The sequence below is a fragment of the Pseudomonas sp. Irchel s3h17 genome, assembly GCF_900187505.1.
GTDB lineage: Bacteria > Pseudomonadota > Gammaproteobacteria > Pseudomonadales > Pseudomonadaceae > Aquipseudomonas.
In genome coordinates this window covers 19,119-31,113 of the sequence record NZ_FYDL01000012.1, presented here as the reverse complement: position 1 = coordinate 31,113, position 11,995 = coordinate 19,119, and the positions used below count along the sequence as shown (strand labels likewise).

The window sequence follows — 11,995 nt, the reverse complement described above, 5'->3', positions numbered from 1 at the left end:
TCAGGCGCCGCCAGCGGGCGCTGCCTTCACGAGGGATCAGCGGGTTGCCGACGTGTTGCTGGTCGAGGTAGTCGAGGATCACCCGGCTGTCGTACAGCACATTGCCGTCGGCCAGGCGCAGTGCCGGGATTTTGCCCAGCGGGTTGTCCTGGTTCAACGCGGCGTCGGGGCTGACCGGGCTTAGCTGGCTGTGTTGCAGGGCCACGCGGTCCAGTTGACCGGTTTCGTGCAGCAGCACCATCACTTTGCGCACATAGGGCGAGGCAGGGTTGTGGAACAGGGTCATGCTGGGGGCGGACATGGGCATTCCTCGGCGATCATCGGGAGCAAGGGCTTAGCCTAGTGAGTTCTTGCGCGGCTGGCGAGCGAGCCTGCTCGCGCTTGGGAAGCGAAGCGACTTGCAGGCATTCAGATAAAGCTCGGCAACCTGTTTTGGGGCTGCACGCAGCCCAGCGCGAGCAAGCTCGCTCGCCACACCGATGTCCATTGACACACCGCGCCTTTCACCGGCGTTGCAACAACCCCCGCAGTCCCAAAACGGCCGGTACGCCCAAGCCGATCCAGCTCAAGCCGTCCCAGATGTCATCCCCCAGCAACGCCGAGAACAATCCCGCCGCGCTGAGCAGGGCGATGACGGTTGGCGTGGCGAAGACTTTCCAGAAGTTCGACTGCCTCGGTCTCATGCCGCGACCTCCGTTTCAACGGCCACCGGTTTGGCCGCTTTGCGCCGCACCAGCCACAGGTACAGGCCACTGATGAGGACAATGATGGTCAGTAGGTCCAGCACGGCCCAGAGGATTTTCATCGGCATGCCGCCGTAGTCACCGAAGTGCAGGGGTGAAGACATGCCCATGGCGTCCATGTACCACGGTCGTTCACCGATGGCAGTGACTTGCAGGGTGCTGGCATCGATCAATACCGGGGTCAGCAGGTGCGAGGTCAGGTGGGTGCTGCCTTTCAGGAACACCGCATAGTGATGCTCGCTGGAGAAACGCGTGCCGGGGAAGGCGATGAAGTCGGGTTGCATGTTCGGCGCCGCTTCTTTGGCAATGTCGATCAGGCGGCTGGCCGGTGCCAGCTGGGTAAGCGGTGGGGCGCCGCGATAGGGTTCGATCATTGCGCCAAGGCTGTCGTTGCGCCAGGCGGCGATGATCAGGTCGGCGCAGGCGCTGATGACGCCGGTGACGCCCACCACCAGCGCCCAGGTCAGGGTCACGACGCCGATCAGGTTGTGCAGGTCGAGCCAACGCAAGCGGGTGGATTTGTCCTGGCGCACGGTGCCGAACTTCAGGCGGCGCATGAACGGCAGGTACAGCACCGTCCCCGAGACAATCGCCATCACGAACAGCATGCCCATGAACGCCAGCAGCAACTTGCCCGGCAGCCCGGCGAACATGTCCACGTGCAGGCGCAGTATGACCATCATCAGCCCGCCGTTGGCCGACGGCATTTCCATGGCTTCGCCGGTGCGGGCGTCGAGCATGAAGGTGTGGGACGAATTGGGTTCGGTGCCGGCGGTCCTGGCCATGATTGCGACCACGCCGTTGGGGTCTTCCTCATCCCAGCCAAAGTACTGCATGACCTCCCCGGGACGATGGGCCTCGGCGGCACGTACCAGCTGCTGCAGGTCCAGGTGCGGGGTGTCGGCCGGCATCTGCTTGAGTTCGGGGGCATCGCCCAGGAGGTGATCGATCTCGTGATGAAAGATCAGCGGCAGGCCGGTCAGGGCCAGCATCAGCAGGAATGCGGTACAAATCAGGCTGGTCCAGGTGTGGATAAAGGACCAGCGGCGGATGGTTTTGCTTTTCATCGGTCATCCAAATGCCAAAAGGGCCACCGGACGGGCGGCCCTTCAATCACGGTGTGTGGCTTAGAACTTGTAGTTGACGCTGGCCACGACGTTGCGTTCGTCGCCGTAGTAGCACCAGTAGCCATCACAGTTGGCCAGGTAGTCCTTGTCGAACAGGTTCTTGGCTTCGACCGCGACCGTGACCCCTTTCAGGGTGTTGTCCAGGCGGCCGAGGTCGTAATGCACCGAGGCGTCATAGATGGTGTAGGAACTGACATGGGCCACATCGGTGTTGGTGGTGTTGCCATAGGTGTCGCCGACGTAGCGTACCCCGCCACCGACGCCAAAACCGTCGAGCGCGCCGGCGTGCCAGGTGTAGTCGGCCCACAGCGTGGCCTGGTTTTCCGGGATCAGCGCCATCCGGTTGCCGACTTCGGCTTCCAGGCCCTTGCGGATTTCAGTATCGGTGTAGGTGTAGGAACCGATGAGCTTGAGGTTGTCGGTGACCTCTGAGGTGGCTTCCAGCTCAAGGCCGCGAACCTGCAGTTCGCCGACCTGGCGGGTGATGCTGCCTTCGGTCACGCTCACGTTTTCCTGACGCAGGTCGTAGACCGCGGCGGTCAGCAGGGTCTTGCTGCCCACCGGCTGGAACTTGATCCCGAGTTCGTACTGGCGGCCTTCGGTCGGCTCGAACGACTCGGTGGCGGAGACGGCGGCGCCGATGCTCGGCTGGAACGACTCGGTGTAGGAGACGTAAGGGGTTACGCCGTTGTCGAACACGTAGCTCAGGCCAATGTTGCTGGTGAAGGCCGTGTCGCGCTGAGTGTTGGTGACATTGTTGTTGTTATAGAAGGTGGTGCCGGTGTGGATCCAGTCTTCACGACCGCCGAGGGTCAGGCGCCAGTTATCCAGGGCCATCTGGTCCTGGATGTACACGCCAGTCTGCTGGGTCTTCTGGTTGTAGTCCTGCATGGCGAAGTAGGTGACATTGGACATGTCGCCGCCGTAGATCGGGTTGTTGACGTTGATCGGTGGCACGCCCATGCCATACAGCCACTGGTAGTTGGTGTTGGAGCGCTGGTGGTCCAGGCCCAGCAGCAGGGTGTGGCCGATCTCGCCGGTGCTGAAGTCGGCCTGGAAGTTGTTGTCGACGGCGAACTGGCTGATGTCCTCGTTGACGATGCCCGACTCGCGGTTGACGTTGCCTTCCTCGTCGACGGTGTTCACGGTGGCGACGTTCACCGCCTGGAATTCCAGGTCGCTCTTGGTGTAGCGCAGGTTCTGGCGGAATTGCCAGACGTCGTTCATGCGGTGTTCAAGGGCATAGCCCAGGGCGTAGTAGGTGCGGTCGTAGAAGTCCCAGTCCGGCTCGCCGAGGTTCTTGTGATGAGAAATATCCCCGGCCGGCGAGCCGAGCTTGGTGCCCTGCAGCGGCAGGAACTGGCCGGTGATGCCGGTATCGTCGCGGGTGTACTGGGAAATGAAGGTCAGGCTGGTGTCGTCATTGATGTTCCAGGTCAGGCTCGGCGCGATGTTGTAGCGCTTGTCCGGGATATGGTCGATCGGCGAGTTGCTGTCACGCACGACGCCGCTGACGCGGTAGAGAAACTGGCCTTCGTCATCGACCTTGCCGGTGCTGTCGAAGTTGATCTGTTTGTGTTCGTTACTGCCGGTCTGGGCTTCGATCTGGTGGGCGCTTTCGACCTGCGGACGACGGCTGACCATGTCGAGCATGCCGCCTGGCGGGGTTTGACCGTAGACCGAAGAGGCCGGGCCGCGCAGCACGGTAATGCGCTCCAGGTTCCAGGGTTCGATTTTCGGGTTGGCGAACGAGCCCTTGGGCAGCGGCAGGCCGTCGAGGAACTGGCTCGGGTCGAAGCCGCGCACGCGCAGCCAGTCGGCACGGGAGTCGGAACCGTAGCCGCTGCTCTGTACGCCGGCGGTGTATCGCAGGGCGTCATTGAGGTTGAGCACCTGGCGATCATCCAGTTGCTCGCGGGTGATCACGCTCATCGAGCGGGGGACTTCGACGATGGCGGTATCGGTCTTGGTCCCGGCTGCGGTGCGGGTGGCCACGAAACCGGCGGCCGGGCCCCAAGCGCTTTCGCTATCTCCGACACCAATCACAGCGGTTTCCGGCAGGGCCAGCACGCCCTCGGGCACGGCCACCAGGCTGTAGGTCCCGGCGCTGCTTTGTTCCAGTTGCAGGCCGGTGCCACGCAGGGCCTGGTTCAGGGCGCCGGTGGCGTCGAACTGGCCGTTGACCGGCGACGAGGTTTTACCGGCGGCCAGCGACGGGTTCAGGCTCAGGGCCAGGCCGGCCTGGCTGGCGATCTGGTTCAGGGTGCTGGCCAATGGCGCGGCTGGCAGGTTGTAGGCGCGAACGCTGGACACCTGTTCGGCGGCGACCAGCACAGTGCTGGTCAACGGCACGCAAAAGGCAATCGCCATGGCCAACAGGCCGGGGCGCAACAAGGTGTCTAGCGAACGGGGCATACGGCGGCTCCTGAATGGAAATATTTCTCAATTGCCTATGAGCCGGATGAGATTGGAAAAGTGATAGGGCTGGATGAAAATTATTTAGATTCGCGTAATGCCGAGCTACACATCAAGGGTGAAGGCTTGCACTCTGTGGCGAGGGAGCTTGCTCCCGCTGGGCCGCTCGGCGGCCCCTGCGCAGGTCACCCTGGCCCGCCAGATAAGCGTAGAGCCGGTTTACGGTCGCTTCGCAACCGAGCGGGAGCAAGCTCCCTCGCCACAAGGAGGAAATTGGCCACAGCGAATGGGGATTGGCTCAGGGTTTGGTATCGGCCTTTGCCACCACCGTCACCCACCACGCGGTGTGCTGCTCGAGCTGTACCGGCAGGGTTGGCAGCAGGGCGGTCAATGCCAGGTCGGTGTTGTGCAGCGGGAAGCTGCCGGTGATGCGCAGGTCGGCGACCTCCGGGGCGACGCCGAGGCGGCCGGGACGGTAGCGGCCGAGTTCGCGGACCAGGTCTTCCAGGCGCGCGTTGTCGACCACCAGCATGCCCCGGGTCCAGGCGTCAGCTCCGGCGTTGAGTGCCGTTAGCGGGCCCAGGCCATCGTGGCGCATCAGCACTTGCTGGCCTTCCTGGAGGATTTTTTCCTCGGGGCTGGCGTCCGCTCGTGCCGCCACCGCGGATTTCAGCACGCTCAAGCGCGTGCCGTCCTCCTCGCGCTTCACCAGGAAGCGCGTGCCGAGCGCGCGCATTTGCCCATCGCGGGTTTCGACGATGAACGGGCGCGAGTCGTTATGGCCGGTCTCGATGAGGATCTCGCCGTCCTGCAGGACGATTCGTCGCTGTTGCTCATCGAAGCGCACGTCCAGCGCACTGTGGGTGTTGAGGTTGATCACCGTGCCGTCGGCCAGGTGCAGGGTGCGCTGCTCGCCCGTGGCGGTGCGCTGGTCGGCCAGCCAATAGCCGATGGGCAGGTAGCGTTCGCCGGCAAACAGGCTCAGGCCAATCACCAGCATCACGCTGGCCACGCCGCTGCCCAGCTTGCGTACCCGACGTCGAATGTTGTCCCGCGACTGCATCAGGGCAACGCGGGCCGGACCGCTGGCGACGCTGAAGCGTTGATCGAGCATGCCCAGTTGCTGCCAGGCGCGGGCGTGCTCTTCATCGGCCGCATGCCATCTGGCGAACGCTTCGCGCTCCACCGGACTGCCGCTACCGGCGTCGAGGGACAGTTGCCAGGTAATGGCGGCGTCGAGTACCCGCGCCGAGACCGGCCTTGAGTTGACCGGGTTCATACCGGCTCGCCGTACAGCGCCACATAGCACTGGCGAATGCCCTGGGCCAGGTATTGCCGGACCCGTGGAACAGACACCCCCAGGCGTTCGGCGATGTCGGCATGGCCAAGCCCGTCGAGGCGGTTATAGAGGAAGGCGGCGCGGGCTTTGCTCGAGAGCTTGCCGAGCAGGTGGTCGATGGCCTTGAGGTCGTCGAGGATCAGTTGCTGTTCTTCCACCGAGGGTTGTTCGGCTTCGGGAATCAGCATCAATTCGGTGAGGTAGGCCTGTTCCAGCGCGGCACGGCGGAAATGGTCGAACAACAGGCCTTTGGCGATGGCCACCAGAAACGCCCGGGGTTCACGGGGTTCCTTGAGTTCTTCACGGCCGAGCAGGCGGACAAAGGTGTCCTGGCTCAGGTCTTCGGCCTTCGACGGACAGGCGACATTGCGCCGTAGCCAGGCCAATAGCCAGCCACGATGGTCGCGATACAACGCACCAACGAGCTCACTGTGAGGGCTTTGGACTGACGACAAGGGGCTTCACCGAATAAACGTTTAAACTAACGAGAATTATTCGCGATTGTGTCAGAGGCCAAGGCCCGGCGCAATTGGCGTTGGTCGGGTAACCTCGGTGAGCGTGCATGTTCCGTGGCGTGGGAGCGTGCTCCCGTTGGGGTGCAAAGCGTCCCCAATGTGCGATCGGGGTTCACCTAAAAGGATTGGCGCTGCTGCCGGCGTTTCCACTGGCTCAAGCGCTGTTGCAGATTCAGCGGGCTGTGAATCTCCTGGGCCCGTGCCCGGCTGAACAGGATCAACGCCAGCTCGGCGGTGGCCATGGCATCGGCGCTGGCGTTGTGGCGCTCGAAAACTTGCAGCTTGAACCAGTCGATCCAGTCATCCAGCCCGGCTTCGCGGATGTGCGCTTGCGGGCAGAGCAGGGGGGCCATGTCGGCCACATCCAGGAACGGATGCTGCAAGCGGTAGCCCAGGCTGTCCTTCAGGGCGCGGCCGAGCATGTGTTGGTCGAACGGTGCGTGGAACGCCAGCAGCGGGCTGTCACCGACGAACGCCATGAAATCCAGCAAGGCCTCCTGCGGGTCGCAGCCCGCGGCAATCGCACTCGGCCCCAGGCCATGCAGCAACACACTGGGCCCGAGCTTGTGGTCGTTGCGCTGCAAGGTGCGCTCGAACTGCTGGCTGAAATCGATCGCGCCGTCCTCGATGACCACGGCACCGATCGACAGCACCACATCTTTGTTCAGGTTCAACCCGGTGGTTTCCAGATCAACCACCACCCAGCGTTGCTCACGCAGGCTGCAGTCGCGCAGTGTCGGGGCGTCGGGCAACTGGTCCAGCTGTCGTTGCTGTTCGGCGGTCAGCGTCGGACCGGCGGGGCGCAGCCAGGAGAACAGGCTCATAGCTGGTACCTCAGGCTCAGGCTGGATTGCAGGCGCTGGGCCTGGCGCAGGGATTCACGCAGGATGCGCCGGTCCAGGTGATTCAGGCTGTCCGGATCGACCCGGTTGGAATAGGGCAGGTTCTCGCGAGTCTGTCGTTGATGCTGTTGCATTCGGGTTTGCTGGATAAAGTGGTAGGCCTCCTCATAGGCGGCGCCGTCCAGCGGATCGATGACTTCCTTGGCCACCAGTTGGCGGAAGCGTTCCTGGGTATTGCTGGTTTCAATGCCGTTCGCCAGGGCCAGCAGGCGGGCGCCGTCGACAAAGGGGGTCAGGCCCTGAACCTTGAGGTCGAGGGTGGCCTTTTCGCCGTTCTTCTTCGCCAGCACGAACTCGCGCAAACGTCCCACCGGCGGACGCTGGCGCAAGGCGTTTTCGGCCATCATGCGCTGAAACAACCGGTTGTCGGCGACCTGATCGAGAATCCCGCGGCGCAATTGCTCGCCGCTTTGTTCGTTGCCCCAGACCACGCGCAGGTCGAAGTAGATGCTCGAGCCCAGCAGGTTTTCCGGTGTCGCTTCGCGAATGAACGCCGCGAAACGCCGTGCCCACTCGGCACGGGACAAGCACAGCTCAGGGTTGCCGGCCATGATGTTGCCCTTGCACAGGGTAAAGCCGCACAGCGCCAGGCTCTGGTTGACCTGCTGGGCGATGGGCAGCAGCTTGCCGCGGATCTCGGCGGCATGGGCCGCGTCGCGGGCTTCGAACAGCAGGCCGTTGTCCTGATCGGTGTGCAGGGTCTGCTCGCGACGGCCTTCGCTGCCGAAACACAGCCAACTGAACGGGATGCCCGGGTCGCCCTTGTCGGCGAGTGTCAGTTCGATGACCCGGCACACGGTGTGATCGTTGAGCAGGGTGATGATGTGGGTGATTTGGCTCGAGGACGCACCGTGGGCAAGCATGCGCTCGACCAGTTGGCCAATTTCGCCGCGCATGGCCACCAGGTGCTCCACCCGTGGCGCATTGCGGATGGTGCGCGCCAGATGCACCAGGTCCACGCGTTGCAGGGAAAACAGGTCACGCTCGGACACCACGCCACACAGTCGTTGATCCTTGACCAGGCAGACGTGGGCGATATGCCGCTCGGTCATGGCGATGGCCGCATCGAAGGCGCTGTGGTCCGGTGTCAGATAGAACGGCGCGGGGGTCATGTGCTGTTCAATGGGGTGGTCAAAGTCACGGATACCGTCGGCCACCACATGCCGCAAATCGCGCAAGGTGAAGATTCCCAGCGGGGCTTTCTGCTCATCGACCACCACGATGCTGCCGACCTGTTGCTCGTGCATGAGCGTCACGGCGACCCGCAGCGGGGTGGTCGGGCCGCAAGTCACCGGGTGACGCATGGCCAGTTCGCCGAGGCGAGTGTTGAGCGAATACTGGGTGCCGAGGGTTTCCACGGCTTTCTGCTGGACTTGCTGGTTGACCTGGTCCAGCAGGCTGCTGACCCCGCGCAGGGCAAAGTCACGGAAGGTGCCGGACAGGGCGAACAGTTTGATGAAGGCCGGTTTGTTCAGTTGCAGGCAGAAGGTGTCTTCGGCGGCCAGGTGTTCGGTGCGGGTTGCGCGCTCACCGAGCAGCGCGGCAAGGGGGAAACACTCGCCGGTGGTGATCTCGAAGGTGGTTTCAGTACCACCCTTGGCCGTGTGCGGGCGCTCGCCTACCACGCGGCCCTGCTTGACGATGTAAAAGTGCTCGATCGGGCCATCGGCGGGCTTGATAATGCTGTCACCCGGGCCGTAGAAGCGCAGTTGGCACTGCTCCACCAGGTAGGCCAGGTGTGCGTATTCCATCTGATTGAACGGCGGGAACCGCTGCAGGAACTGCAAGGTGCCCTGGATGTTCTGCAACACCGCCGTCTTCCCGGCTTCAGTGAAGGCGTCCGTTTTATTCATAACCATGACGGCAGACTTTTTCGATTTGTTGTTGTCGGAGTGTCAGCCATGGTCGGCCCCCGCGCGGCGAGTGCCCATTGGACGTAAGTCTAGGGGGCGACGCACGAGGCGTTGTTGTGTAAATGCCCTAAGCTATAAGTGCGTAAACCGTGTGCTCGCGGCGTGGGAAGCTACCCGACGAAGCGCACATTCGAGCTCTGCTTAGCGATGTCCGACCATGGTGCTAGGGGAATGATCTGATTATGTAGAGTGACCTATGTCCGACCACGATATTTTGAGCGATGCCGAGCGTGAAGCGCTGAGTTCCATCATGCTTGAGCCGAATTTGCCCTCAGCGCCGGTACTCATTGTCGATGACGACAAGGATGCGCGAGAGCTGCTTGCGGAAATTTTTACCCAGGGCGGCATTCGTTGTATGACAGCGGGCAGTGGTGAAGCGGCGCTTGAACTGTTGCAGGCGACCCCTTCGATCGGACTGATGATTACCGACCTGCGAATGGGGAAAATCGACGGCCTGGAGCTGATTCGACGGGTTCGCGGGTCAGTGGGGGTGGCATTGCCGGTCATCATCGTTTCCGGTGACGCGGATGTGAAGGACGCGATTGCCGCCATGCATTTGAGCGTGGTGGACTTTCTGCTCAAGCCGATCGATGCCAAACAGTTGTTGGCGGTGGTCCGGCGCGAGTTGGGAGTGGAGTCTTAGCGTGGGCCTTGTGGCCAGTGATTACGTAGCCGGTCTGCAAACGAAAAAGCTCTGATCGGTTGATCAGGGCTTTTTCATGTTCGACGCGGGTGCTTACTCAAAGGCCATTGGCGGCCTTGAACTCGCGGCGGCGACGGTGCAGGACCGGCTCGGTGTAGCCGTTTGGCTGTTTAGTCCCTTCGATCACCAGTTCGACGGCCGCCTGGAAGGCGATGTTGCTGTCGAAGTCCGGTGCCAGCGGGCGATACAGCGGGTCGCTGGCGTTCTGGCGGTCAACCACCGGCGCCATGCGCTTGAGGCTTTCCATGACCTGGTCCTGGGTCACGATGCCATGGCGCAGCCAGTTGGCGATGTGCTGGCTGGAGATACGCAGCGTCGCACGGTCTTCCATCAGGCCGACGTCATTGATGTCCGGCACTTTCGAGCAGCCTACGCCCTGATCGATCCAGCGCACCACGTAACCGAGAATGCCCTGGGCATTGTTGTCCAGTTCGTTCTTGATCTGTTCGGCGGTCCACTGCGGGTTCACCGCCAGCGGGATGGTCAGGATGTCGTCCACCGAGGCGCGAGCGCGCTTGGCCAGTTCGGCCTGGCGGGCGAACACGTCAACCTTGTGGTAATGCAGCGCGTGCAGCGCGGCCGCGGTCGGCGATGGCACCCAGGCGGTGTTGGCGCCGGCCAGTGGGTGAGCGACTTTCTGCTCGAGCATGGCGGCCATCAGGTCAGGCATGGCCCACATGCCTTTACCGATTTGCGCGCGACCTTGCAGGCCGGTGCTCAGGCCGATATCGACGTTCCAGTTCTCATAGGCGCCGATCCATTTCTCAGCCTTCATGTCGGCCTTGCGCACCATCGGGCCGGCTTCCATGGAGGTGTGGATTTCATCGCCCGTGCGGTCGAGGAAGCCGGTGTTGATGAACACTACACGCTCGCTCGCCGCCTTGATGCAGGCCTTGAGGTTGATCGTGGTGCGCCGCTCTTCGTCCATGATGCCGACTTTGAGGGTGTTGCGCGGCAACTCAAGGACGTCTTCGATGCGACCGAACAGCTCGTTGGTGAACGCGGCTTCTTCAGGGCCGTGCATTTTCGGCTTGACGATGTAGACCGAACCGGTACGGCTGTTTTTGCGCGTGGTATTGCCGTTGAGGCTGTGGATCGCCGCCAGGTTGGTGACCAGGCCGTCGAGGATGCCTTCCGGGACTTCGTTGCCGTCCTTGTCGAGGATCGCGTCAATGGTCATCAGGTGGCCCACGTTACGCACGAACAACAACGAGCGGCCGTGCAGGCTCAGTTCGCTGCCTTCCGGCGTGGTGTAGGTGCGGTCGGCGTTCATGGTGCGGGTAAAGCTTTGGCCGCCCTTGCTCACGTTTTCCGACAGATCGCCCTTCATCAGGCCCAGCCAGTTGCGGTAGATCACGACCTTGTCATCGGCATCGACGGCGGCGACGGAGTCTTCGCAGTCCATGATGGTGGTCAGTGCCGCTTCCATCAGGATGTCTTTGACGCCGGCGGCATCGGTCTGGCCGACCGGGGTGCTGGCATCGATCTGGATTTCGAAGTGCAGGCCGTTGTGCTTGAGCAGAATCGCGGTCGGTGCCGCAGCGGCGCCATTGAAGCCGATCAGCTGGGCGTCATTGCGCAGGCCACTGTTGCTGCCACCTTTAAGGGTGATCACCAGCTTGCCGTCAACAATCTTGTAGCCGGTGGAATCGACGTGGGAGCCGGCCGCCAATGGCGCCGCTTCGTCGAGGAAGGCACGGGCGAACGCGATGACCTTGTCGCCGCGAACCTTGTTGTAGCCTTTGCCTTTTTCCGCGCCGTCGGCTTCGCTGATGGCATCGGTGCCGTAGAGCGCGTCGTACAGCGAACCCCAGCGGGCGTTCGAAGCGTTGAGGGCGAAGCGGGCGTTCATCACCGGCACCACCAGTTGCGGGCCGGCCATACGGGCGATTTCGTCGTCGACGTTTTGCGTCGTGGCCTGGAAATCGGCCGCTTCTGGCAGCAGATAACCGATGTCTTGCAGGAAGGCTTTGTAGGCTTGCGCGTCATGCGTAACACCCGCACGAGACTGGTGCCAGGCATCGATACGCGCCTGGAAGTCATCGCGTTTGGCGAGTAGGGCTTTGTTCTTCGGCGCCAGGTCGTGAATGACCTTGTCGGCACCGGCCCAGAACTTATCGGCGGTGAGGCCGGTACCGGGAATGGCTTCGTTGTTCACGAAGTCGAACAGGACTTTGGCGACCTGCAGGCCACCGACTTGAACGTGTTCAGTCATTGCTTGCCTCACTCTGCTCAGCTATTTCGCTTTTCAGCTCTTCAATTTGACAATGAAGCCTCTGGCCATTTAAACCACAAACCCCTCCACCAGTACATGCCATCGCTGGCGGCTGGGTGGGAC

The 11,995-nt window shown here is 62.5% G+C and carries 10 protein-coding genes; 1 reads left to right on the top strand and 9 read right to left on the bottom strand.

Going from position 1 to position 11,995, the window contains the following annotated elements; genetic code table 11:
* From CKW25_RS18405 to CKW25_RS18370, 8 genes are all read right to left on the bottom strand, one after another.
* Positions 1-301 (bottom strand): glutathione S-transferase N-terminal domain-containing protein (locus CKW25_RS18405; RefSeq protein WP_172736567.1); only part of this gene is annotated, 301 nt, incomplete at its 3' end.
* A 202-nt stretch (positions 302-503) separates the two neighbouring features.
* Positions 504-683: a hypothetical protein gene (locus CKW25_RS18400; RefSeq protein ID WP_095081362.1), complete on the bottom strand. Its 180-nt coding sequence runs from the start codon at positions 681-683 to the stop codon at positions 504-506.
* Positions 680-1,810, bottom strand: a complete 1,131-nt coding sequence (locus tag CKW25_RS18395) for a PepSY domain-containing protein (protein ID WP_095081360.1) — start codon at positions 1,808-1,810, stop codon at positions 680-682. Before CKW25_RS18395 ends, CKW25_RS18400 begins: the two co-directional genes overlap by 4 nt.
* A 60-nt stretch (positions 1,811-1,870) precedes the next feature.
* Positions 1,871-4,285 carry a TonB-dependent siderophore receptor gene (locus tag CKW25_RS18390; protein ID WP_095081358.1) on the bottom strand — a complete coding sequence of 805 codons (2,415 nt, stop codon included), beginning with the start codon at positions 4,283-4,285 and terminating at the stop codon, positions 1,871-1,873.
* A 298-nt stretch (positions 4,286-4,583) separates the two neighbouring features.
* Positions 4,584-5,564, bottom strand: a complete 981-nt coding sequence (locus CKW25_RS18385; protein WP_095081356.1) for a FecR domain-containing protein — start codon at positions 5,562-5,564, stop codon at positions 4,584-4,586.
* A complete protein-coding gene (locus CKW25_RS18380) occupies positions 5,561-6,079 on the bottom strand; it encodes an RNA polymerase sigma factor (protein ID WP_095081354.1) in 519 nt (172 codons plus the stop codon). The genes CKW25_RS18385 and CKW25_RS18380 overlap by 4 nt, the downstream gene beginning before the upstream one ends.
* Before the next feature lie 176 nt (positions 6,080-6,255).
* Complete coding sequence (locus CKW25_RS18375) at positions 6,256-6,963, bottom strand: PolC-type DNA polymerase III (RefSeq protein ID WP_095081352.1); 708 nt, start codon at positions 6,961-6,963, stop codon at positions 6,256-6,258.
* Entirely contained in the window at positions 6,960-8,900 is a 1,941-nt protein-coding gene (locus tag CKW25_RS18370; RefSeq protein WP_095081350.1) for a putative nucleotidyltransferase substrate binding domain-containing protein, read from the bottom strand. The genes CKW25_RS18375 and CKW25_RS18370 overlap by 4 nt, the downstream gene beginning before the upstream one ends.
* A 250-nt stretch (positions 8,901-9,150) precedes the next feature.
* Between CKW25_RS18370 and CKW25_RS18365 the strand changes: the two genes are divergently transcribed.
* Complete coding sequence (locus CKW25_RS18365) at positions 9,151-9,597, top strand: response regulator (protein WP_095081348.1); 447 nt, start codon at positions 9,151-9,153, stop codon at positions 9,595-9,597.
* 97 nt (positions 9,598-9,694) lie between these two features.
* On the opposite strand, the gene CKW25_RS18360 is transcribed toward CKW25_RS18365, so the two are convergent.
* The gene (locus tag CKW25_RS18360; RefSeq protein ID WP_095081346.1) at positions 9,695-11,872 is read right to left on the bottom strand and encodes a malate synthase G; all 2,178 of its coding nucleotides are present in this window, start codon (positions 11,870-11,872) and stop codon (positions 9,695-9,697) included.
* Positions 11,873-11,995: the final 123 nt, after the last annotated feature.

Coding starts and splice junctions, on each gene's coding strand:
- CKW25_RS18400 (WP_095081362.1), bottom strand. CDS start 683: ATGAGACCGAGGCAGTCGAACTTCTGGAAAGTCTTCGCCACGCCAACC.
- CKW25_RS18395 (WP_095081360.1), bottom strand. CDS start 1,810: ATGAAAAGCAAAACCATCCGCCGCTGGTCCTTTATCCACACCTGGACC.
- CKW25_RS18390 (WP_095081358.1), bottom strand. CDS start 4,285: ATGCCCCGTTCGCTAGACACCTTGTTGCGCCCCGGCCTGTTGGCCATG.
- CKW25_RS18385 (WP_095081356.1), bottom strand. CDS start 5,564: ATGAACCCGGTCAACTCAAGGCCGGTCTCGGCGCGGGTACTCGACGCC.
- CKW25_RS18375 (WP_095081352.1), bottom strand. CDS start 6,963: ATGAGCCTGTTCTCCTGGCTGCGCCCCGCCGGTCCGACGCTGACCGCC.
- CKW25_RS18370 (WP_095081350.1), bottom strand. CDS start 8,900: ATGGTTATGAATAAAACGGACGCCTTCACTGAAGCCGGGAAGACGGCG.
- CKW25_RS18365 (WP_095081348.1), top strand. CDS start 9,151: ATGTCCGACCACGATATTTTGAGCGATGCCGAGCGTGAAGCGCTGAGT.
- CKW25_RS18360 (WP_095081346.1), bottom strand. CDS start 11,872: ATGACTGAACACGTTCAAGTCGGTGGCCTGCAGGTCGCCAAAGTCCTG.